We start from the raw sequence: 22737 nt of genomic DNA, 5'->3' as shown, positions 1-22737 counted from the left end.
GTCTCGGCGTCGGAGCACGGACGCCGATTCGACGATCCGGTTCGTTCGGAACACCCCGTCCCGGTCTCGACGGATCCGAAGGTGGAGACCGTCGCGGCTGCGATAGCGGCGACGAAAACCGGGGACTCGAGACGTGAGGAAGGAGAAGTGGCGACTAGGCGCCCGGTCCGGCGCCGGGAGATCAGCACACCAGCACGCAGGCATACAGACGGTGAAGACGGACGCCGAGCGAACGGGACAGCGGTTATCGTAAACGCGCGCAGACGCCCACTGAGCGCGTCTGTTCCCGATCGAAGGGGAGATCAGCGTCTGGGCCACCGGAACCGCTTGGGAACGGGCGGAGACCGCTGTACCGAGTCACGTCTGCCGGACCGAATCGCGTTCTGCGACCGCGAAATCGCGGTGGTTCCGCTCACATTCACGTTAGCACATACCATGTTTTGAGTGAAGTGCCGTCGGGCACTGGACGTATATATCCCATATCGCTATACAAAGTAACCGCATCACTGGACACCACAGTTTCGGAGGATAGGCCAGTTTTGGGTTGAATCGACATCTATTCGTGGTGATTCACACCGATCAAGCATTAATTTTGAATCCTCGGGGTCGAACTACCGGGCGAGCGTCAGAAATTGTGTGGATTTTGACGCTGCTGAATAGGGTTGCCACTCTCGAACAGCTAACTCGGCGAGAGTAAAGCGGTTAGTCAGGCGGAATCAGCGCGGAGGCGATCAGTTCCACACATTCGCCTGCAGTCAAGACGGGCGCGTAGTCCATCTCGCCCTCGACGCCCGCTTTCAGTAGGAAATCGGTGAGCCGCCAGATATTGTACAAGAGCACGGCAAACACGAAGTAGAACAAGCGTACACGGTAGTCTTTTGAGGAGGTCTTGGCGAGGAAATCACCTTTGATCGATTTGTACTCGCTCTCGATTTGCCAGCGCCGGCTGTAACGCCGACAGAATGTCTCAGCCTCGTCGGGTCCAACTCGGAGATTAGTTGCGAAGACGGTTGTCCCCTCGCCGCTCGTCGACGGAACGTACAAGAACCGCATTGGGTGCGAGCCCGCCTCGACGTGGATGGAGGCCGATTCAACAGCCACGTCCTGATCGTCTTCGTCCATCTGGTCAAATACGTCCTGCTCGGGGCTGGAGACTCGTTTTGGGATGAGGTAATTCATATCGAGGTTCGAGAGCGTCTGAAACACTCTTATTGAGTCGAACTCCCGATCACAGAGCACCGTCTCGATGGGGACGTGTTCTTTCGCTCGTTGAACGAGTCGCCGCACAGTACGATGAATCTGATTCGGCGAGTTTTCGTCCCACGCAGAACTCTCTCGGACCGGCTCAACGGCGAGAACGAGCGGGACATTCTGCCCGATGATCGAGAGCGTCGCAAATTTGAACGCTCGACCGTCTCTGTCTTTCGTCCCGCTGACCATCGGCATCTCTTCGACGTCTCCGTAATAGGGAATGGTGGTGATGTCGATCGCGGCAGTGACTGGCCGGGGGAATGATGCTTCAGAGGCGATGACAGAGAGCAAGCGATCCGTCGTCTCATTGAATCCGTTTACGAGTTCTTTAGGATCGAACTGCTTGACTGCGCGGAGATGGGTGTCGCCATGGGGTCCATACTCTTCACCACGCCGGTACTGGAAGCGAGTAGCTCCCTGTGCGGTCCCGCACCGAACCATCCCCATGAACGTCTGTAACTCGAAAAATTGTGTGTCCTCGTAGGAGGCGTTCGACGCCCGCCCAGATTCAAAGTGGACTTCTTTGACGACGAAGTAAGCCGCAGTCTGGACGTATTCTTGGACAGCGTCGTCAAACCGATTCCGCCACGCTCGAGAAAACGCCGATTCGTCAGGGATACGGCTGAACCCAAGGAGACTGGAAATTTCCGGCTGCCGGGTAAGCTGTCGCGTGAATGCGGCGTACGAATCACCCGTAATTTCCATGAAGATGGACGCAAGAACCATCGCGCGAAAGGAGAGCGGGGCAGGATGCCATGCTGGATAGCCGTCTTCGATGGCATCAATCGACTGGTCGAGGTTCTCAAATGCGGTGACGAGATCAGTATGCTGGAGTTCGTTTCGAATGGTAATTCCGAGTTGGTACGCCTCGCACAGATAGCACCTACGAGGACTCTCTTTGGGGCGGGATTCGTTGAAACTATTCATACAAGATTGGTGATAGAGATTACATAATAAGCGCTTCAACTGGGCCAGTTGTACCATCCTAAACTATTACGTATTTCAGATGTATTGGCCATTTACGTCACCCGTGCACGATTCGTGAGGTAGATTCCCACCAGCACGACGACACCACCGAGAATCATCACGACTTCCGGGACTTCACCGAGTAGCACGAGCGCGAGAATTGTGGCTGCAACTGGGTCGGCCAATAGCGAGACGCTCATAACACTCGCCTTGACGTACTTCAGCGCCCAATTATATACGGTTTGCCCGAACAGGTCTAGAATGAGCGCCATTGCGAAGAAAAGTACCCACTCCGTCGGCGCATAGCCGAGCAATTGTGCGCCGGTTCCGATGGCAAGGCCGCCGAGGGCGACCGTACTCACGGTGTAGATGATGAACGTGTAGACGAACAGCGAAAGCCGCTGGCGGAGTGAGCGCCCTGTGAGGGTATAAATGGCACCTGCGAGTGCCCCACCGAACGCGATGGCATTGCCGTAGAGCTGGGCGGAGCTGCCTGCAAATGCGGCGGCAAGCACTTCGACGATGTTCCCCCCACCGAGGAGGGGATCGACCATGAGTGGTCCGACTGACATCGTGAACGCCCCTACAAGCGCGACAATCATCCCGACAAACATTCTCGAAGTAAGTCGTTCGTTGAGCAGGAATGCCGCGCCAATACCAACAAATATCGGCTGAGTACTGATGAGCGTCACTGACGCTGCCACCGATGTCCACTCAAGGCTCTCGAAAAAACTCCCGAAGTAGGCTGCAAGCGCCAAACCTGAAACCACAGCGAAGCCGAGGTCACGGACCGAGATAGTCTTGATACCATCAATGTCGCGGAGCGCGAACGGTGCGACCATGCTCGTCGCAAACAACACACGGTAGAACGCCTTCACGACGCTCGGCGCTTCGCTCCACCGGACGAGGATCGCACTTGTGCTGATGGCGATGACTGCGACCGCAACGCCCACCATCGGGTCAACCCGCTCTTCCAAAGATGCCGTCCACTGATTCATACCGGAAGTTTGACAAATCGAGACAGTTGTCTCATATCGAATTCTTTCTCGGGAAGAAATACCCTGTTAAATCCGCGAGGAAGCGCTCCCATCAATAGTTAGACACCTGCTTCCATCCAGTTTGTTGCATGGAATAGCTTTCGACCCACTCGAAGTTATACCATTCCTGCAAGATATTCACGATGGTGAAAACCTTTCACGAACTGATGTCGGCTAGGTAGCCGATTATTGCATTGATTGTATGTTCATATCAGAAATTACCAGAGTGTGATAATTAGATGACCCTGAGTGTCGACTCAGCATATTGTGATCTGTGTTCACACCAAGTGCCGACGCTGTGTTCAAATAGTCGAGGCAAGATTCCACGGGTCACCTAACCCGTGGTCGTTGACTAGCGCGTACTCTAGTTTACACTAGAGTGAACCATTCCCCGTAGTCATCAGTCCGACGTGCAACGATGTCGAAGAATCGGGACTGGATTTCGTCCGTGACAGGGCCTTTGGTACCGTTGCCGACGGCGATGTCATTAACCGAGCGGATTGGTGTGATTTCCGCGGCCGTCCCCGCGAAGAACAATTCATCGGCAGTCTCCAGTTTGTCGAGTGAGATAGTCGACTCGTGGTGAACAGTGTAGCCGAGGTCTCGCGCGATCCGAATAACACTTTCACGTGTAATGCTCGGGAGGACACCTTCTGAGAGGGCAGGGGTGTGAAGTTTGTTGTCACTCACTAGGAAGAGACACTCGCCAGGTCCTTCGGCCACGGTCCCGTCCGGAGTGAGGAGAATCGCTTCGTCATATCCTCCCTGTCGCGCCTCAAGGTTTGCAAGCACGCTGTTGACGTACCCGCCTGTCATCTTGGCATTCGTCGGAACCTGGGAGGAGGCGAACTGCCGCCAATTTGAGACGGTCACATCGACCCCATTCTCAAGACCGTCGTCTCTAAGATACGCCCCGAACGGCCAAGCAGCGATCGCGGTCCGTATCGGACTTCCGGTTGGGTTCAAGCCGAGATGATCATACCCGTAGAAAACGATAGGACGGATGTAACAGTCGTCGAGATGTTGGCGGTCGATGAGTTCCCGAGTTGCTTTGGTTAACTCCTCGGGTGTATATGGGAGTTCGATATCAAAGGATTGAGCCGACCCATAGAGACGATCGAGATGATCGCCCCACCGGAAGATAGCAGGACCATCTTCAGTGTCATAGCAACGAACACCCTCGAAGACGCCGGTTCCGTAATGGAGTCCGTGGGTGAGGACGTGAATTGTGGCCTCATCCCAGTCAATGAATTCCCCATCCATCCAGATGGTATCTAGCGACTCAACAGTGGATTGTTTCTCGGAAAACGATTTGAGCTCGCTCATACTACCGACTCATAGTAGAGTGATAAAAATATTGCGGGCTGTTTGAACACTATGTTCAATAACCGCCTGTAGTAGGAGAAAATATTATGTAAAATCACTCCATTTGAGCATAGTGTAGAACATTACTCATGCCAGCAGAGATAGACGATGAGAAACGGAGCCAGATCATCTATTACTCGGCACTCGGATACTCCCAGCAGGAAATCAGCGACGAGGTGGGAGTTGCACGCAACACGGTCAAAAAGTACCAACAAAAGACACGTAAGGCAGTAGAATCAGCCGATACCCCGAGGAAAACACTCGCGGATATCATCGAAAATCAGTACGACTGGGAACAATCACAGAGCAGAAACGTATCCTTCGGAGACCATCCCATGTGATATTGAGAGTCCCTGAAGTCAGGCAAATGATTTCTCGTGCACAGCAGATGCTGAATCTACATCTACAGCTCAAATCTCACGGGGAGCCGTGCATACTGAATCAACCTAGCCCGCTTCAGTCACGAACGAAGACTCCGAGATACCGGCGCTTATACTGACTCGTGGTCTTCGTTCCATATGGACCAATCACTCGATGAGATCGAGTATCTGTCTCGATCGGAGAATCGGGTTCAGGTACTCAAATTACTCACAAGAGACGCGCTTACGCGCCGTGAATTGCAGGACGAGATTGGTGCTTCGCAAGCAACCCTCAGTCGGATTCTCCAGGATTTTGAGAAACGTCAGTGGATACAGAAACGGGACGCCGTCTACGAAGCGACCGCTCTCGGATCATGGGTCTCTGACTGTCTGAGTGCACTCCAACAAGCTCTCAGCGTGAGCGACGAGTTGCAGGAGTTTGAGGCGTGGCTTCCAACGGATATTGATGGATTCGACGTGAGCTGGCTCGCTAATGCCGAAGTAATCACGCCGACGCCGATTGAGCCGAACGCACCGATGGATCGAGTCGAACACTCATTGCGTACTGGACAGCATGTTCGCATACTCTCGTACGCATACAACAAGACCTGCCTTGACGCGAACATGACTGCGGTTCGAGAACGCGGTCAACGGTACGAGGCCGTATATAGTGATGAGGCCATTCAATCGCTATATGACAACCCCGAGTGGCGTGACCAGTTGGATACGATTCTCGACGCCGATACGACAGCTATCTCGGTTTATAACGGGGAGATTCCTTGTTCCGTTACGATCGTAGACAAGGTGGTTCAGCTTGTTCTCCGAGACGAACACGGTGTTATCCGTGCGATGGTTGAATCGAAGTCAAGACCGCTCCATAAGTGGGCAAATTCTCTGTTCGAGCAGTATCTTGATGATGCGAAGTCGGTTAGTAGCTAAAGTCCTTTAACCACGCTTCGTGACGAACAGGCCAGTAGCCGCTAATCACTTCGTCGTACTGACGCACTTGCAACGATACTGGTTGATTTTTCGAAAATAACTACGACGTAAATAAGGCACGCATCAGAACCATCCTCCGAGGTTGTGCTGGACAAGAGATCGACCCTCGCCTGGTCAGTTCTCGTCGCCGTCCCCGTCGGATTCCCTCGTCGACTCGGCCGCATCGCGGAACCACCGGCCAACCGTCCGCTGGCGCTCGTGTGCTCGGAGTCGGTCCTGTAACCGCTCCTCAATGAGCGCCTGCAGCTCGAGCCCGCGATCGGCGTCGATATCGTGGGCCGTCGCGGCCCGGCCGAGGAAGGTAGCGGAACTGGCGGTGTCGGCCGTTACACTCGCGAGTCGCCGCCGGCGCTGGAAGATCGTCGCCTGGTGGAGCACGGCCTGGACCCGGTAGTGGGGGACGACCTTCGTCGTGCGCCGCCAGAACCCCGTGCGCGTGAGGAAGTAACGGTCGCCGACGCGGTAGCCGCGGTTCGTCCATTTCAGATGGGCGGCGATCGGGACGAGAGCGGCGAGCGCGGCGACGACGTACCAGTCCCGGACGACGGTCGTGTACCGCGCGACCAGGTACGCGAGGCCGACGACTGCCGCGACGACGAGGAGGTAGCGAACGGCGTAGCGCTCGCGAGCGCGCCGCGGCGGCGACTCGAGGTCAGTCGAGCCGAAGGGTTCGATCGCGCGGGCGAGCGCGGCCACCCGGTCGGCGTCGGCGAGCGGAATCGCGGACTCCGTGCTCCGACCGTCCTGACCGGGCGCGTACCCGGCCGTCTCGACGCTCAGGGCGGCGTAGCCGAACCACCGGAACGGGACCGATTCCGAAATCGTCAGCGTCTGGACCTTCTCGAGCGGGATCGTCCCGCTGTAGCGCTGGAGCAGCCCCCGCTCGTAGTAGAGTTCGTCGCCGACACGGGTGAGCCGGAAGTCGTAGTAACGGGTGAACGTGAGGGTCGCGCTCAGGAACCAGGCGGCCAACAGGAAGCCCACGACGGCCCACGCGAGCGCGACCAGGCCGGTTTCCGCGCCTGGCAACACGCCGACGCGGTCGGAGAACAGGGTCATCGGGTCGAACCCGCTGGCGAAGGAGAGCGCGATCCCGCCGAGGAGGCTGGCCCCGGGATCGATCGTAAAGAGGCTCAGGATCGCGAGTTCGCGGGGGCGGATCTCGAACAGGAGCGTTTCGTCCGCTTCCGCGGGGGCCGTCGCGGCGTCGGTGGCTCGATTCCGGTCTCGGGCCTCGCGAGTGGGTCCCTCGGCTGCGTCCGCCTCTGCGCTCGCCCCGCGGCGGAGTTGTCGCCTGAGTCGCTGGGCCTCCGTTTCGGCGACGTACCGGAGGCTGACTTCGGTCTCGCCGCCGCCCGCGGTTTCGATGTGGACGGCCGCGATGCCGAGCAGTCGGCCGATCACGTTCTGTCGGATATCGACGTTCTGGATCCGTCCAAGGGGAAGTTCGCGATCCCGACGCGCGATGACGCCGGAGGTGACGTCGAACGTGTCGTCGGTGAGGTCGTACCTGAACCGCCGGTAGTACGCGAACTCGTAGACGATTCCGGTGACGATCCCGATCGCGACGAGCCCGACGACCGACAGCAGATCGATCCCGTTGCCGCCAGGCGAGACGACGACGCCGATGACGAAGAACAGGAACCCGGTGTTGAGGCTGCGAGAGAGCGATCGGACGGCGACCGAGGCCGGGTGCAGCGTCCGCGCGCTCATACCGCGTCCTCACCCGCGCTCTCGATCGCGAGCCGGCGCAGCGCATCCTGAAGATCCTCGGCGCGCGCGGGCGTCAGGCCGGGGATCGCAACGTCCGAACTCCGGGACCCGGCCGTGTAGATCACGACCGTCGCGAGCCCGAGGGTCCGCTCGAGCGGCGAGCGCCGGGAGTCGACGTGCTGGACACGGACGTAGGGGACGACCGTCCTGATGCGAGTGAAGACGCCCCGTTCGATGTACAGGTCGGCGTCCCGGAGGTCGAACCGCCAGACGCCGTACCGTCGCCAGGCGACGAAGATGCGCACGACGGCGAGGACGGCGGCGAGCCCCGCGGCGGCCGGTACCAGAGCGTCCGGCGCGGATTCCCAGAGATTGGTCCGCGTGAGCCCGATCGCTCCGCCGACGAGGATCCCGCCGAGGATCGCGGCCCGAACGAGTGCGAGCGCGAGCCAGACGACCCGGATTCGCGGCGTGAGCCGTTCCATACTGACCGTGAGGGAACGAACGGATTAAAGGGTGGGAAAGCGGCGGGGGTTCTCACCGACTGAGAGGGATTAGGAGCGAAGCGAAGCGGGAGAGGAGAACGGAACGCAAGCCGTCGCTGATGTCGGCGGAAGCGAGCCGACGGCGGGCAGCGATGCAGCGCGGCGTCAGTGGGTCGTGGCGCGGACGTCTTCGACGCGATAGAGATCGTCTTTGAGGCCGTCCCCGTCACAGTCCTCGTTCGGGCACTCGTAGTGCCAGCCGTCCTGGGTCGCTTCGCCCTCTCGGAATCGCTCTCCGCATACTTGACAGAAGAGCTGTCCCTTTTTGCACGTGTCTCGGTGTAACTCGAGGGCGAGTTCGGTCTGGAACGACTGGTTACAGTTACGACAGGTGTGCATATTTCGTCTGACGAGAGCCGCTGCCAAAACTGCTTGGGTTCTTTTATTCCGTTCGATTCGGCCCTGATACGGCCCCGACCTCCCGATTTGCGGGAAATCGATCGGGAAAAAAGAACGGTCGGTGCCCGTGTTTACTCGACTGCGAGTGGTTCACTCGTTGGTAGAACACACCAACATTGCTTCGTGTAAACAGTGCGCTTGGCGGTATGTCACGGGGCTGGTTTATAGGCGGATAGTCCTCGTTACGAAACTCACGTACCGCCCCGCTTACTTTGTCCGTCCTCGGCCTACGGCCGACGATGAACGCGCTCGAGATCGGCGGTCGGCTGCTGGCCGGGATCGTGCTCATCCTGCTGAACGCGTTTTTCGTCGCGGTCGAGTTCGGTTTGACTCGCGCCCGGCAGTATCCCGAGTCGGAATTCGATACTCCGGGACTCCGGCGCGCCTGGGAGATGACCGACGACCTCGAGTTCTACCTGACGACGTGTCAGGTCTGGATTTCCGGGACGAGCATCGCGCTGGGGGTCGTCGCCGAGCCTGGCCTGGCAGCGCTGATCGAACCGACGATACAGAACACGGCGCTGGCGTCGGTCGGCGCCGGCTCGCTGCTCGCGTTTTTCATTATCAACGTAGTCCACCTCACTCACGGCGAGCAGACGCCGACGTACCTCGGCGTCGAGCGCTCGAAGCAGGTGTGTCGGTACGGAGCGCGGCCGTTGTACTGGTTCGCGGCGACGATCACGCCACTGATCAAATTCGGCGACTGGGTGGCCAAGGCGACGCTCCGGCTGTTCGGCGTCGAGATGACCGGGTCGTGGACCGAGACCGAAGAGGAGGTTATCGAGTCCCGGGCCGAACTCCGCAACCAGCTCGGTTCGGTGCTCGAGGAGGGCGATCTCTCGACGGAACGCCGAGAAGAGGTGCTGAACGCCTTACGGATCGGAGAACAGTCGGTTCGTGAAGTGATGGTTCCGCCGGACGAGATCGTCGCGCTGTCCACGGCCGTCGATTCCGAGGAGAACCGTCGTCGAATGGAGGAGCGGCCGCAGACCCGCTATCCGTTGGTCGGCGAGGAGCTGACCGACTTCCGCGGGATCGTCTACACGCCGGTCCTCGTCGGCCGCCGTGAGGCCCTGGCATCCGGCGACCTCGATCTCACCGAACTGGCGGCGCCGCCGATGACCCTGGCGCCCGACGCGGACGTCAGCGACGCGATCGACCAGTTCCAGACGGAGAATCAAGAACTCGCGCTGGTGATAGAGAACGGCGAGGAACGGCGTTCCCCGAGCAGTCGGACGCGGCCTGGCGACGGCGACGTCGTCGGCCTGGTGACGGTGACCGACTTACTCGAGGCGGTGATGGGGGATATCGAGGACCCGCTCGATCGGGGAGAGATCGACGCGAGCGGTCGGTAAACTCGCTGCCGGAGAGTCAGTCGTCCTGACCGAGGATGCCCCGTTCGGTCATCTTCCGGGGGTCGAGGACCTCGTCGGCCTCCTCCTCGTCGAGGTACCCCTTCTCGAGGACGACCTCGCGGACGGTCTTGCCCTCCTTGAGCGCGGTCTTGGCGACCTCACTGGCCTTGTCGTAGCCGATGTGGACGTTGAGCGAGGTGGCCATCGCCATCGACTGCTCGACGCGGTCCCGGCAGTACTCCTCGTTAGCTTCGAGTTCGCGGACGAACCGCTCGGCGAAGACCTGGCTCGCGTTCGAGATGAGTTCGGCCGACTCGAGGAAGTTGTGGGCCAGCACCGGCTTGTAGAGGTTGAGGTCGATCTGGCCCTCGGCGGCGCCCGCGGAGACGGCGGCGTCGTTGCCGACGACCTGCTTGTGGACCTGATTGACGGCCTCGGCGACGACCGGGTTGATCTTGCCGGGCATGATCGAGGAGCCGGGCTGGTTCTCGGGCTGTTCGATCTCGCCGAGCCCGTTGCGCGGGCCGGAGGCCAGCAGCCGGAGGTCGTTGGCGATCTTGTTCAGCGAGCCGGCGACGGTCCGCAAGGCGCCGTGGGCCTCGGACATCGCGTCGTGGGCCGCCTGAGCCTCGAAGTGGTTGTCGGCCTCGCGGAACTGGACGCCGGTCTCCTTCGTGATGTACTCGGCGGCGCGGCCGGGGAACTCCTCGTGTGTGTTGAGGCCGGTGCCGGTCGCAGTGCCGCCGAGCGCGAGCTCGCCGAGGTGGTCGCGGACCTGATCGACGCGGGCCAGGCCCTTCTCGACCTGCGTGCGGTAGCCGCCGAACTCCTGGCCGAGCGTAACCGGCGTCGCGTCCTGGAGGTGCGTACGGCCGGTCTTGACGACGTCGTCGAACTCGTCTTCTTTCTCTTCGAGGGCCTCGCGAAGGGTGTCGAGCGCGGGGATGATGTCCTTTTCTACCGCCTCGAGGGAGGCGACGTGCATCGCGGTCGGGATGACGTCGTTACTCGACTGGCCGTAGTTGACGTGATCGTTGGGGTGGACGACGCGGTCGCCGATCTCTGCGCCCATGAGCTCGGCGGCGCGGTTCGCGATGACCTCGTTGGCGTTCATGTTCGAGGACGTGCCCGAACCGGTCTGGAAGACGTCGACCGGGAACTGGTCGTCGTGTTCGCCGGCGATGACCTCGTCGGCGGCCTCGATGATCGCCTCGGCGACGTCGTCCTCGACCAGGCCCAGATCGCGGTTGGCCTGGGCGGCGGCCTTCTTGACGACGCCGAGCGCGCGGACGAACCGGCGGCTGAACGTGATCCCCGAGATGGGGAAGTTCTGGATCGCGCGCTGGGTCTGGGCCCCCCAGTAGGCGTCCGCGGGAACCTGCATCTCGCCGAGGCTGTCCTCCTCGATTCGGTAATCGTCTTCGTCTCCCATACCCGGAGGCTCTCGGCGGGTCAGGTAAAATCCACCGAAAGCCCGATATCGTCCGCGCGGGCGCGCTCGCGAAGCGCCGACTGGAGTCGCTCGCGGCCGGTCCCGTGGATCTCGCGGGCCGTCTCGAGGTCGACGTCGCGGATCGTCGGCGTTCCCCAGACGAACGTCCGCGAGCTGGCGGTGTCGACGACCAGCGAGGCCAGGCCGAGCCGTCGCTGGAAGACCGACCGCCGCGTCGAGACCGTCTGGATCCGGTAGTAGGGGATGACGGTCGTGCGCCGCTTCCAGAACCCGGATCGGACCACCAGGTGGTCCTCGCCGACGAAGTAACCCAGGTGGACGTACCGCAGGTGGGCCGCGGGCGGGACGGCCGCGAAGACGACCGCAGCGAGGTACCACCGCTCCAGCGAGGTCGCTCGCGCGAGGCCGAACGCGGCGGCGACGACGACGGCCGCGACCAGCGAATAGCGGACCAGGTAGCGCCGTCGGGCCAGCGGCGGCGGCCGCCGGAAGTCGGGCGTCTCGACCCCGGTGAGGTTCTCGGCGAAGCGCCGGATTCGAGTATCGGCGGCCAGCGGGACGGCCGACTGGCTGCCGCCGCTGCTATCGGGGCCGTAGCCGGCGGTCTCGACCCAGAGGCCGGCGTAGCCCAGCAGCCGCTGGATCGGGTTGTCGGTGATCGTCACCGACTGGATTTTCTCCGCGGGGATCGATCCGCTGTAGCGCTGGAGCAGCCCCCGCTCGTAGACGAAGTCGTCGCCGGCCCGGCCCAGCCGGAAGTCGTAGTACGCGACGAACGTGTACCCGACGTTCAGCAGGTAGGTGACGGCGACCCCGTTGACGACCGAGATCAGCGTCAGGATCCCGTAACTCCCGGCGGTCCCGCTTTGGAGGTCCGTCGGGCCGCCGACGGGCCTGGCGACCGCGAGGAGGTAGTCGACGATCGCGTCGCTCGCGACGAAGAAGACGAACAGCAGTCCCGCGCCGGCGGCCGGCCGGAACGAGGACAGCGAGTACAGGAGCAGGTCTCGCGGCTCGAGGGCGAACAACCGTTGTCGCCTGGTCCGGCCGGAGCGGGCCGCCCCCGCTTCGGACGCCCGCGCCGCGGACGGCGTCGAAGCGGGGGCCCGTTCGGAGCCGGCGTCCGCCGTCGCCGCATCGGTTTGCGGTGCGTCCGTCGTATCGGGCGCCCGGCCGCGGTCGGCGGCCGCGTCGGTCTCGGCACCGGACCCCGTCGCACCCGCCTGGCGGCGCCGCTCTTTCACCGCCGCGGTCCGGTCGCGGATCTCCCGTTGCAGGCGCTGCGCCTCGGCATCACCGACGAACTGCAGCGTCGCCTCGGTGTCGCCGCCGCCGGCGGTCTCGATCGAGACGACGGCGAGGCCGAGCACGCGCTGGACCACGCCCTGGGAGACGTCGACGTTCTGGATCCGCCGGTAGGGGATCTCGCGGGCGCGCTTAGCGACCACGCCCGCAGTGACGTCGAACGTGTCCGCCGTGACCGCGTAGGTGAATCGATAGTAGTACGCCAGGCCGTACGCGACGCCGGCGACGAGGCCGAGCGGGGCCAGAACGAAGAGCCACCCGACGTCGACGACGTCGAAGACGCCCGACGAGATCGACACGAGAAAGATCGGGATCGAGAGCCCGGTGACGCCCCGCTGAACGGCCATCGAGACCGCGCTGAGTGGATGAAGCCGGTTCATAACACGTTAGACGGCATCCTCGGCCTCGCTTTCGACGGCCAGCTCGCGGAGGGTATCCTGCAGGCGCCTGGCCCGGTCCGGCGTCAGCCCCGGGATCCGGACGTCGGCGTTCCGGGAGCCAGCCGTGTAGACGACGACGCTCGAGAGCCCCAGCACGCGTTCGACGGGGCCGAACTGCGTGTCGACGTGCTGGACGCGGACGAACGGGACCGCGGTCTCGACGAAGGTGACGACACCCCGTTCGAGGTAGAGCGCGTCGTCCTGGAGTTCGAACCGCCAGGCCTGGTACAGGCGGACGGCGTAGACGACGCCCAGGAGGAGTCCGAGGGCGACCGCTCCGGCGATCGCGGACGTCGGGACGGCGACCAGCCACCGCTCGACCGCGGCGAGGCCGACGCCGAAGACGACCGCCGCGAGCGCTCCGCGGGCGATCCAGAGCAGTCTGATGCGCGGATGCAGCGATTCCATACGAATATCGTATCAGGACTGGTGGATAAAACTACGGTCGCGGGCGATGAACGAAGCGGCCGCACGGCGCGGTGGGCGGTGAGAGTCGAGGATCGAGCGAGCGGCAGTCGGTTCGACGGGGAGATTACCGGGAGAGAGACGGGACCGTGAGGACCGGGACCGACGCGTCGCGTCGGACCTGGTCGGTGACGCTCGTCGGCGCGAGGTAGCGGCGGAGGCCGCTCCGGTCCGGTTCGCCCATGACGATGAGATCGACGTCAGTTTCCGCCGCGTATCGGGCGATTTCCGTCGCGGGGTCCCCGTATCGGAGCCGTTTCGCGACGTCGATGTCGGTCTCGGCGGCCGCGTCGCCGACCGCGTCAAGCGCCGCTTCGGCGCTGTCCTCCCGTCGCTCGACGACCATGTCCCAGTGGTCGACGGACGCGGTCATACGTACGATCGACAGCGCGTCGACGCGCGCGTCGTGACGGGCGGCCAGCGAGGTGGCGATCTCGCTGACCGCCTCGTCTGTTTCTGCCTCGACCGCGACCAGCACGCGGTCGAACTGCCCCTCGCCGTGCTCCGTCTCGTTCGTCGGCGCGTCCGCGATGTCGCGGCCCCCTATCGTGGCCGGTTCGTCCGTTTCGATCGACTTCGATCCCATTACGTCCTAGCACGCTGCCGAGATCTATATAATTGTCCAGAAAATGATTCATATCGCCCCGAGTTTTCACCCCCCGCGCTCGGGTCGATCCGTGAATCGAATTCACGGCGTGAAACCGGAGGTCAATCGTGCAGGATCCGAACCGGTGCTGGCGACGATGCTCGAACGCGAACGGTGAACCCGCCGGTCCGGAAACCGTGCCGTCGCCGCCTATTGGGCGTCGAGATCCTCGTACTCTTCGGGCGTGTACGTCGACAGTTCGAGGGCGTGAATATCGGTCGTCATGTGGTCGTCGAGCGCGTCGTAGACCTGCTGATGCTGCTGGACGAGCGGTAGGCCCTCGAAGGCCGGTGAGACGACCGTCGCGGCCAGGTGGTCCTCGTCGTGTTCGTCGCGGGCGTGGGTGACGGTCGCGTCCGCGTCCTCGAGCCCCGATTCGATGAGTTCCTCGACTTCGGCTGGCTTCATAGGGGGAGAATACGGCGCTCGCGGCAAAAGCACCGCGGTCCCGGCAGGCGCGGGTAGGCGGACGCGAGGCTAGCGGTACCGGTAGCAGCGGTGGCCCGGCCCGTCAGAATGGGGTGTCCGGCGGCACGTCGCGACCCGAGGATCCCTGCTCGGCCAGGCCGTCGAGCCCGGTGCTCACGTCGACGCGATCGATCGCGTCGATCTCGGCCGGGAGCCGCTGGCGAATCGCCTGGGTCGTCATCGGGCTGACGCCACAGCCGCTGCAGGCGCCGCTGAGGTTGATCGAAACCCGGCGCTCGTCCAGGTCGAGGTCGGTGATCGTCGAGTCGCCGCCGTGCATCTCGATCTGGGGAAAGTTCCGGCGGAGGAACAGCGAGACGTCCTCGCGGACGGCATCCTCAGGGGACCGCTCGGCGTCGGAGTCGCTCATACCGGTGGGGAGGGACCGAAGGGGTATATCCCTGTTCACGAACCGGTCGAGCCGTCTCGTCGTTCGTCGGCATCGCGGTTGTGACGGTGATTCCACCGCCGATGCCGATGGCAGCGACTTTATGCCGGCGCGCGACGCTGCACCCGATATGTCACTGGCAGCCGAGACGCGCCAGGCGGTCGAGCGCGACCCGTTTCTCCTGACCGCCCTTCGGGCGGGGGTCGTCAACTACACCGCCGCGGCCCGCTATCTCGACGTCGACGGAGAGACCGACGCGATCGCGACGGCGCTGCGCCGGTACGCCGACGAGTTGCCGGCCTACGAGACCGAATCGCGGAACGTCCGCGTCCGGATGGAGAGCGGCATCGGACCGGTCGCGGGAGCGGGGAACGGTGACGAAGACGAAGACGGAGACGGCGACGATGAGAGCGCGGACCGCGGCGCAGCCGACGCGCTGCTCACCGTCGGCGGCGCGGCCGTCGGTCCCACCGGCGGCGATCGAACCGCGATCGTCGCGACCGGCGACGTCGACGCGGCCGCGCTGGCCGACGCGCTCGCGCGGCTCTCCGCCGCGGGGATTTCGCCGGCCGCGGCGGGCGTCGCCGACGGAACGCTGGTGATCGCCGTCGACCGCCTCGCGGGCGCGAACGCCCTGCGGGCAGTCGAGGACGCGCTCGACCGCGTCGGCGTTCGCGAAAGCGAGATCGACGGCGACTAAGTCGGCTCCGCGTACCAGGCCGGTTCGTCGACGAGGGACCAGTCTCTCAAAAGTCAAAAGCCGTGGTGACGAACCCGCCCACCCGTTGCAGTTCGCTCGGTGACCGATGCACCGGGTAACGGCCGTATTCGGGCGGCATCACACGCTTTAACTGTCGTCCGCGGGAAGTGAGGGTAATGACCCTGCACGTGACGAACACGTTGACGGGCGAGAAGGAGCCGTTCGAGCCACGGGACCCCGAGAACGTCTTGCTCTACTACTGTGGCCTGACGGTTTCCGATCCGCCCCACCTGGGCCACGCGCGGTCGTGGGTCCACGTCGACGTCATGCACCGCTGGCTCGAGTACCTCGGTTACGACGTGCGTCACGTCGAGAACTTCACCGACGTCAACGAGAAGATCGTCGCCCGCGTCGGCGAGGACGACCTCGGCGAGGACGAGAGCGAGGTCGCCGAGACCTACATCCAGCGGACGATCGACGACATGCGGTCGCTGAACCTCCTGCGCGCGGAGGTCTACCCCCGAGTGTCCGAGCACGTCCCCGAGATCATCGACCTCGTCGAGACCCTGATCGAGAAGGGCTACGCCTACGAGTCCAACGGCTCGGTTTATTTCGACGTCACGAAATTCGACGAGTACGGCAAGCTCTCGAACCAGGAACTCGACGAGATCGAGTCCCAGGGCGACCCAGACGAGCGCGCAGAAAAGCGCCACTCCGCGGACTTCGCGCTCTGGAAGGCCGACGGCGTCGACCCCGACGCGGTCGAAGAGCACCGCCACGAGGGCGTCGACCACGGCGGCGACCCGCCCGCGGGCACGACCTGGGAGTCGCCGTGGGGCGAGGGCCGCCCCGGCTGGCACATCGAGTGCTCGGCGATGAGCATGACCCACTTAGACGAGACGCTGGACGTCCACGTCGGCGGCCGGGACCTGGTCTTCCCCCACCACGAGAACGAGATTGCCCAATCCGAGGCCGCCACGGAGCAGGAGTTCGCGAAGTACTGGCTCCACTGCGAGCTGTTCCAGATGGAGGACGAGAAGATGTCCTCGAGCCTCGGTAACTTCGTTACCGTCGAAGAGGCGATCGACCGCTGGGGGACGAACGTCATGCGGACGTTCCTGACCGCCGGCTCCTACAACAGCAAACAGCTCTACTCCGACGAGACGATCGCCGAGGCCGAGGAGCGGTGGGACCGTCTCGAACGGGCCTACGAGGCGGCCGTCGACGCGCTGGACTCCCCCGCGGCGAGTTCGAAGGTAGAGGACGGCTCCTTCCGCGACGAGATCGACGGCGCGCGCGAGGCCTTTACGACCGCGATGAACGACGATTTCAACACGCGGGAGGCCCAGTCCGCGCTCCTGTCGGTCGCCACGGCGATCAACCGCCACCTCGAGGAAGCCGACGGCGACGGTGACGACGCCGACGGCGCCGCGGCCGGCCGCTACGACTACCGCGGCCTCCGCCTGGCCGTCGAGACGCTCGAGGAACTGGGCGGCGTGCTCGGGCTCTCCTTCGCGGGCGACGCGACCGGCACGGCCGAGCTCGCGGGCGACGTGGTCGACCTCGTGCTCGACGTGCGCACGCAAGAGCGCCAGGCCGGCAACTACGAACGGGCCGACGAGCTGCGCGACGAACTCGAGGCGCTCGGCATCGAAGTGCAGGACACCGACGAGGGACCGACCTACCGGCTTCCCTCCGGCGAGTAGCGGGCGCGAAACGACGGTCGCGAGGGCGGGGAGGGAGCCGCCGAAATCGGTGACCCCGGTCGGTCAGTCGAAGGGTCATCAGCGCGTGACGATCGTCCGGGCGTTTATTTTCTCGAGGCTGGTCGAGACGAGTGAGATGAATCGACGGCTGTTCATCGGAACCCTCGCGGCCGGCGGCGTCGGCGCGGCGGCCGGCTGCCTCAGTAGCTTCGTCGACGATGCGACGACGTTCACCGCGGCGCCGGCGCGCGTCTCCGAGGAGGCGGTCCGAGAGGCCGGCTACGAGTACCAGGGCACCGAAAAGCGAGTCGACGAGGACCGGATGGGCGGCGAAGACGTCGAGGTGACGAGCTACGCGAGCCTGTACGACCGGACCATCGATTTGCCGGCCGAATACAGCGAGGAACCGGTCCGGGCGGGCGTGTTCGGCGTGGCTACCACTCCGCAGGTCACCGTCGGCGACGAGTCGTTCAACCCCGTCGGCGACCTGTCGGACGGGGAGCTGGCCGCCCACGTACAGAACCGCTACGACGGCCTCGAGATCGGGCGCTCCGTCGGCGGTCGCGCGGTCGAATCCCTGGGTGAGCAGTTCTCGCTCACGTCCTACGAGGGGACCGCGACGCTGCGCGACGACTTCGAACTCGACGTCCTCGTCGACGTCGCCCAGCCAGATCACGACGGGGACCACCTGGTCATCGCCGCCGTCTACCCGGCCGACGACCTCGTTCCGGACGAATCGGAGCAAGAGCGGATCGACGCACTCGTCGCGGACCTGAACCACTACGACGGTCTCGACGTCGAAATCGTCGAGCGCTCCGGCGACGAGGGTTGAGAGACCGCGAGAGAACGGAATCGTGATCGAGCGTTCGAGTTCGTCCTGCGCTCAGAGTCCCAGCGCGGTGACGATCGAGAGTCCGCTCGCGATCGCGCCGATCAGGTAGCCGCCGATCGCGCCGCCGTTGAGCAGCGGCAGGCCGGCGTGGGGCCGTCCTTTGAGGACCATGTACATGAGCACGAGCAGCCCGGCGAGCGTGCCGACGATGGCCCCGAGGGCCGGCACGTTCAGCGCGATTCCGGGGACCGCGATGGTGCCGACCTCGAGGAAGGAGGCCGCGCTGGCGACGAGCACCGTCGGAATGACGGCGTCGCCGAGCCCGATGAACAGCGCGTCGCGTTCGAGGGCGTCCTCGCCGGCATCATCGACGTCCGTCTCCGTGGCGCCCGGGTCAGCGTCCCCATCATCGACGGTCTCGCTCTCACCGTCGGCTGCCGGGGCGTCGACGTCGGCTCGGGACTTCGCCTGGCGATCGTCTTCGATCACGTCGTCGGTGCTGCCGGCCGCGCGGTAGGAGTACGAGAGCGTCGTCGGCACGACGAGCACGACAGGGATCTTGAGGTCCATCACGCCCTCGGCCAGATCGAGCATGTGTTCGGTGCCGTAGACGCTGATCGCGTCGTAGACGGCGAGCACCGCGAGCAACAGTAGCGCCGGCAGGAGGCCGAAACTGATCCCGAACAGGGCGGCGGCGCCGGCCCCCATCAACACCCCGACGCCGTCGATGACGTACCACTCTGGGTGCCACAGGAGGGCTGCCCCGACGCCGAGCGCAGCGAGGAGGACGACCGCGTCGACCGCGCCGGCGGACGCGATCGGGCCGAGCACCGGCGGCACGAGTTCCGCGAAGACGTACCGGGCGATCATCACGCTGACGCCGACGATCAGGAGCCGGATCAGCCAGTCGAGGTCGAACTTGAAGGCCGCGAGCATCAGCCCGGTCGCGGCGAGCATGACGCCGAAGTAGAGGACGCTGTTGGTCGGATCCTGGGGGTTCTCGACCGCCTGGCGTTCCGATTGGTGGAAGGGCTCGATCAGCGCCAGCGCTCCGAGCTGGACGCCGAGAAACAGCAGTACCGTCACGCCGACGGCGGCGAGGACCCGCGTCCGGTCGTTCATGGCGCGGCGTTAGGACCCCGCTCCTATTGCCTTTTCCACTCGGCGGTCCGACGAGTCGAGCGCAGCGAGCCGAAACGCGGTGGCGGAGACGTCGGAAAACGCGCTACCGTGCGTACAGCGTCGATCCTACCAGCGACGGCAGGTGGACGTCGTCGTCCGGCGTCACCGCTACGTAGGGTTCGGCGACCGGCCCGAAAACGTCGACGACGCGGCCGACCTCGTCGAGGGAGTCGTCGAGCACGACAGTCCCGATCTCGTCGCGGTGTTTCTCGGTCCCGTTGCTCCCGCCGTCGGCGTCGGCCTGGTCCGCCCGCAGGACGGCCAGGCCCTGTGCGGTGCGGATGACCGATCCAACCCGGCGCATTTCACTCGCGCATCGCGACGACGTACGCCGCGACGGCTTGGACGAGGTCGTTCTTTGCGGAGTCGTCGGCCCCGCGGACGACGACCCGGCCCCGATCGGCCCAGTGCTCCCGGGAGTAGGCCTTGTCCCGCTCGATCGTGGCGTCGTAGCCGATCTGCTGGACGGCTTTCGCGATCTCGTCGACCGTCGGTTCCTCGACTGCCAGATCCTCCGACACGCGCCGTCCCTCGGCCCGCGAGAGGGACGCATCGAGATAGGCGGGCCAGATGACGTTCTCGACCATATCGGGTCGTCTGTGGAGGCGGGATAAAAATCGGTCGTTCACCGGTTCGTCGGGCGTGGCCTTCGAACGGGAGAGCAACGGAGATCGTTCCGGCGAGGAGCGTCGAACGGCGAGGGAGACCACTGACTACCGACCCTCCTCCCGTGATACGACCCTGTGTTCGGATACACGGTATTGCTGGACGCCGACGCGTGCAGTTTCGCTGACGTAGCGCCGATTCACCGGTGAAGAAACGGAGAAACGACTTCGAAACGATCCTGCGCTCCCGCTCCCCTTACTGCCGCCGGGTCAACGCGCCGAGCGTCGCGAGCAGCGCTGCGACCGCGACGGGAACGCCGAAGCCGGGGATCGCCTCGTCGCTCGCATCGGATTGGTCGTCGTCGGCCCCATCGGTATCAGCATCGTCCTCGAGTTCCGCCTCGATTTCCGCGTAGGCTTCGGGATGAACTTCCTCGACGATGGTTTCGATCGCGTAGACGACGTGCGGCGCCGGCTGATTGATCTGGTTCGCGTCTACTGCAACCAGTTGGTCGTTTTCGTAGGCGGTCGTCGCCATCGCGCCCTCCGAGAGGCCGGGGTCGTCGCCCTCGTCGTCGACGCCGTAGATGATCCACTCGGGGTCTTGCTCGACGATCACTTCGTCGCTGATGTCGGGCCATCCCTCGAGTCCCGCCTCGGCGGCGAGATTCTGGACGCCGGCGGTAGTCAACACCTCGTTCTGGAACGTCTCGGCACCGGCCGTATAGCCGAATCCGAGCGACCAGTACGCAAGCGGCCGTTCTTCGTCCTCGAGAGCCGATTCGATTATCTCGAGACGGTCGTCCATCCAGTCGATTCGCTCTTCTGCACCGGCGCACTCGCCGGTGAGCTGCCCGGTTAGCCGAACGTTTTCGCGGATGTCGTCGATCGACGTCGCGGTATCGAAGTGATAGACCGTCAGGCCGGCGTCCCGAAGCTGTTCGACGTCGCCGTCTTCCGTTACATTGTCGGCGAGAACGATATCAGGTTCGAGGGCGATCACCGTCTCGACGTCCACGTGCGTGTCGCCGGAGATGTCGATATCGGTCCGATCACCGGGATCGTGACTGTCGGTGTACTGGTTGATCGGCATTCCGACGAGGCGGTCCTCGGCGCCGATCTCGAAGACGGTCTGCGTGTCACTCGGCTGCAGCGCGACGACTCGTTCCGGCGGTTCGTCGAGCGTTACCTCCTCGCCGGTCGTGTCCGTGAGCGTCAGCGGATAGTCGCAATCGGCGTCTTGCTGTGTCGCATCGGTTGCGGCGCCGCCGGCGACCGTCGCGGGTGCGAAGCCGGCGACGACGAGAACCGTCGTCATCAGTACGATCGTTGCTGTTCGCATTGGCCCGATCATGCGGGCCACTCCAACAAATATTTGCCTAAAGCAAGCGAGATTGATCACTGTGACACTCAGGGGTCGGGTTCTCTCGTGGTCGATCGGACTGACGGTGCTCCTCATTGGGGTCGTCATCGTCAGCGCCGGGCTCGGTCCAGTTAGGATCGATTCGATCACGGTTGCGCTGGCGACCCTGAACGCCCTCGTCGTCCCGTCCGGAGTCGCGTTCGGCTCGTGGACGATCCCCGTGATCGGCTGGCCCGTTCCCGTGCCGGGGCTCGAGTACACCGAGGTATTCGCGTTCGAGACGCACGGACCCCACCAGACGATCGTCGCGGACATCAGACTGCCGCGCATCGCGCTCGCGGCCACGGTCGGGTTCGGCCTCGCAGCCGCGGGGACGGTCATGCAGGGTTTCTTCCGGAACCCGCTCGCCGATCCGTCGATCATCGGCGTCTCCTCCGGCGCCGCGGCGGGCGCCGTCGCCGCCATCGCGTTTCCAGCGCTCGTGCCGCTGTCGAGCGTCCATCTCTCGGCGTTCATCGGCGCGCTCGTCACCGCGTTTCTCGTCTACGCCATCGCGACCGACGGTGGACGGACGCCGGTCGCGACCCTGCTCCTCGCCGGCGTCGCGATCCAGGCCTTCCTGGGCGCGCTGATCTCGTACATGCTGGTCCACAGCGGCGACGACCTCCGCCAGGCCGTCGTCTGGATGATGGGCCACTTGAACAACACCACCTGGGAGGACGTCCGCTTCGCCCTCCCGGTAGCGCTGCTCGGGGTGCTTGTCCTCGGCGCCTACGCCCGCGATTTGAACGTCCTCCTGCTCGGTGAGGAGGACGCCCACCATCTCGGCGTCGACGTCGAACGGACCAAGATCTACCTGCTCGCCCTCGCAAGCATCGTCACCGCGGCGGGCGTCGCGGTCGCCGGCGTTATCGGCTTCGTCGGCCTCGTCGTCCCCCACGTCATGCGGCTGATCGTCGGACCGGACCACCGCATCCTGCTACCGACGAGCGCACTCGCCGGCGCGTCGTTTCTCGTCGTAACGGACACGATCGCTCGCGCCGGGCCGGCCGAAGTTCCCGTCGGCATCATCACCGCGTTCGTCGGAGTCCCCTTCTTCTTGTTCCTGCTCGTCCGCCGGGAGGTGCATTCGCTGTGATCGATTCGACGGCTCCTGACGATCCCGAGACCGAGACCGGAACCGATGGAATCCGGG

The 22737-nt window shown here is 63.9% G+C and carries 23 protein-coding genes; 7 read left to right on the top strand and 16 right to left on the bottom strand.

Annotation, left to right across the window (positions count from 1 at the left end; translation table 11 throughout):
• Positions 1 to 702: 702 nt before the first annotated feature.
• The 3 genes from BMY29_RS19905 to BMY29_RS19895 form a co-directional block, all read right to left on the bottom strand.
• A complete protein-coding gene (locus BMY29_RS19905; RefSeq protein WP_049990589.1) occupies positions 703 to 2178 on the bottom strand; it encodes a transposase in 1476 nt (491 codons plus the stop codon).
• A gap of 92 nt (positions 2179 to 2270) precedes the next feature.
• Entirely contained in the window at positions 2271 to 3215 is a 945-nt protein-coding gene (locus tag BMY29_RS19900) for a DMT family transporter (RefSeq protein WP_049990554.1), read from the bottom strand.
• Between the two features lie 408 nt (positions 3216 to 3623).
• Complete coding sequence (locus BMY29_RS19895) at positions 3624 to 4580, bottom strand: branched-chain amino acid transaminase (RefSeq protein WP_049990555.1); 957 nt, start codon at positions 4578 to 4580, stop codon at positions 3624 to 3626.
• Positions 4581 to 4708: 128 nt separating this feature from the next.
• Between BMY29_RS19895 and BMY29_RS19890 the strand changes: the two genes are divergently transcribed.
• Together BMY29_RS19890 and BMY29_RS19885 are read left to right on the top strand one after the other, a co-directional pair.
• Positions 4709 to 4960, top strand: coding sequence for a helix-turn-helix domain-containing protein (locus BMY29_RS19890; RefSeq protein WP_049990556.1), 252 nt, complete (start codon positions 4709 to 4711; stop codon positions 4958 to 4960).
• 177 nt (positions 4961 to 5137) lie between these two features.
• On the top strand, positions 5138 to 5917 hold the full coding sequence (locus BMY29_RS19885) for a helix-turn-helix transcriptional regulator (protein WP_049990557.1): 780 nt from the start codon (positions 5138 to 5140) through the stop codon (positions 5915 to 5917).
• A gap of 174 nt (positions 5918 to 6091) precedes the next feature.
• On the opposite strand, the gene BMY29_RS19880 is transcribed toward BMY29_RS19885, so the two are convergent.
• The 3 genes from BMY29_RS19880 to BMY29_RS19870 all read right to left on the bottom strand — a co-directional run bounded on the left by BMY29_RS19880 (position 6092) and on the right by BMY29_RS19870 (position 8574).
• Positions 6092 to 7690, bottom strand: a complete 1599-nt coding sequence (locus BMY29_RS19880) for a PH domain-containing protein (RefSeq protein WP_049990558.1) — start codon at positions 7688 to 7690, stop codon at positions 6092 to 6094.
• On the bottom strand, positions 7687 to 8175 hold the full coding sequence (locus tag BMY29_RS19875; RefSeq protein ID WP_049990559.1) for a PH domain-containing protein: 489 nt from the start codon (positions 8173 to 8175) through the stop codon (positions 7687 to 7689). Before BMY29_RS19875 ends, BMY29_RS19880 begins: the two co-directional genes overlap by 4 nt.
• Before the next feature lie 165 nt (positions 8176 to 8340).
• Entirely contained in the window at positions 8341 to 8574 is a 234-nt protein-coding gene (locus tag BMY29_RS19870) for an HVO_2901 family zinc finger protein (protein ID WP_049990560.1), read from the bottom strand.
• A 299-nt stretch (positions 8575 to 8873) separates the two neighbouring features.
• On the opposite strand from BMY29_RS19870, the gene BMY29_RS19865 reads away from it, so the two are divergent.
• Positions 8874 to 9989: a CNNM domain-containing protein gene (locus tag BMY29_RS19865; protein WP_049990561.1), complete on the top strand. Its 1116-nt coding sequence runs from the start codon at positions 8874 to 8876 to the stop codon at positions 9987 to 9989.
• A 16-nt stretch (positions 9990 to 10005) separates the two neighbouring features.
• Here the strand turns inward: BMY29_RS19865 and BMY29_RS19860 are convergent, their stop codons facing one another.
• From BMY29_RS19860 to BMY29_RS19835, 6 genes are all read right to left on the bottom strand, one after another.
• Positions 10006 to 11421, bottom strand: a complete 1416-nt coding sequence (locus BMY29_RS19860) for a class II fumarate hydratase (RefSeq protein WP_049990562.1) — start codon at positions 11419 to 11421, stop codon at positions 10006 to 10008.
• 20 nt (positions 11422 to 11441) lie between these two features.
• Positions 11442 to 13127: a PH domain-containing protein gene (locus BMY29_RS19855; protein WP_049990563.1), complete on the bottom strand. Its 1686-nt coding sequence runs from the start codon at positions 13125 to 13127 to the stop codon at positions 11442 to 11444.
• A 6-nt stretch (positions 13128 to 13133) separates the two neighbouring features.
• Complete coding sequence (locus tag BMY29_RS19850; RefSeq protein ID WP_049990564.1) at positions 13134 to 13595, bottom strand: PH domain-containing protein; 462 nt, start codon at positions 13593 to 13595, stop codon at positions 13134 to 13136.
• Positions 13596 to 13719: 124 nt separating this feature from the next.
• Entirely contained in the window at positions 13720 to 14238 is a 519-nt protein-coding gene (locus tag BMY29_RS19845) for a universal stress protein (RefSeq protein WP_049990565.1), read from the bottom strand.
• 210 nt (positions 14239 to 14448) lie between these two features.
• Positions 14449 to 14706 (bottom strand): BolA family protein, encoded by a 258-nt coding sequence (locus tag BMY29_RS19840; protein ID WP_049990566.1) that lies wholly within the window; start codon positions 14704 to 14706, stop codon positions 14449 to 14451.
• 103 nt (positions 14707 to 14809) lie between these two features.
• On the bottom strand, positions 14810 to 15136 hold the full coding sequence (locus BMY29_RS19835; protein ID WP_049990567.1) for a NifU family protein: 327 nt from the start codon (positions 15134 to 15136) through the stop codon (positions 14810 to 14812).
• Between the two features lie 148 nt (positions 15137 to 15284).
• On the opposite strand from BMY29_RS19835, the gene BMY29_RS19830 reads away from it, so the two are divergent.
• The 3 genes from BMY29_RS19830 (at position 15285) to BMY29_RS19820 (ending at position 18392) form a co-directional block, all read left to right on the top strand.
• Positions 15285 to 15854, top strand: coding sequence for a DUF7523 family protein (locus tag BMY29_RS19830; protein WP_241471293.1), 570 nt, complete (start codon positions 15285 to 15287; stop codon positions 15852 to 15854).
• Positions 15855 to 16030: 176 nt separating this feature from the next.
• Positions 16031 to 17560, top strand: coding sequence for a cysteine--tRNA ligase (cysS, locus tag BMY29_RS19825; RefSeq protein ID WP_049990569.1), 1530 nt, complete (start codon positions 16031 to 16033; stop codon positions 17558 to 17560).
• A gap of 136 nt (positions 17561 to 17696) precedes the next feature.
• Entirely contained in the window at positions 17697 to 18392 is a 696-nt protein-coding gene (locus BMY29_RS19820) for a DUF6517 family protein (RefSeq protein WP_049990590.1), read from the top strand.
• Positions 18393 to 18443: 51 nt separating this feature from the next.
• Here the strand turns inward: BMY29_RS19820 and BMY29_RS19815 are convergent, their stop codons facing one another.
• The 4 genes from BMY29_RS19815 to BMY29_RS19800 all read right to left on the bottom strand — a co-directional run bounded on the left by BMY29_RS19815 (position 18444) and on the right by BMY29_RS19800 (position 21521).
• Positions 18444 to 19514 (bottom strand): presenilin family intramembrane aspartyl protease PSH, encoded by a 1071-nt coding sequence (locus tag BMY29_RS19815; protein ID WP_049990570.1) that lies wholly within the window; start codon positions 19512 to 19514, stop codon positions 18444 to 18446.
• Positions 19515 to 19617: 103 nt separating this feature from the next.
• Complete coding sequence (locus tag BMY29_RS19810) at positions 19618 to 19878, bottom strand: H/ACA ribonucleoprotein complex subunit GAR1 (RefSeq protein WP_049990571.1); 261 nt, start codon at positions 19876 to 19878, stop codon at positions 19618 to 19620.
• Between the two features lies 1 nt (position 19879).
• Positions 19880 to 20161 carry a signal recognition particle subunit SRP19 gene (gene srp19, locus BMY29_RS19805; protein WP_049990572.1) on the bottom strand — a complete coding sequence of 94 codons (282 nt, stop codon included), beginning with the start codon at positions 20159 to 20161 and terminating at the stop codon, positions 19880 to 19882.
• 274 nt (positions 20162 to 20435) lie between these two features.
• Positions 20436 to 21521 (bottom strand): PGF-CTERM-anchored ABC transporter substrate-binding protein, encoded by a 1086-nt coding sequence (locus BMY29_RS19800; RefSeq protein ID WP_049990573.1) that lies wholly within the window; start codon positions 21519 to 21521, stop codon positions 20436 to 20438.
• Between the two features lie 61 nt (positions 21522 to 21582).
• Here BMY29_RS19800 and btuC point away from each other — a divergent pair, with 61 nt between their 5' ends.
• Positions 21583 to 22680, top strand: coding sequence for a vitamin B12 ABC transporter permease BtuC (gene btuC / locus BMY29_RS19795; RefSeq protein ID WP_049990574.1), 1098 nt, complete (start codon positions 21583 to 21585; stop codon positions 22678 to 22680).
• The last annotated feature ends 57 nt before the right edge of the window (positions 22681 to 22737 follow it).

The sequence above is a fragment of the Natrinema salifodinae genome, from assembly GCF_900110455.1.
GTDB lineage: Archaea > Halobacteriota > Halobacteria > Halobacteriales > Natrialbaceae > Natrinema > Natrinema salifodinae.
The sequence above is the reverse complement of the archived record's forward strand: the minus strand, read 5'-3'. Positions and strand labels throughout refer to the sequence as shown.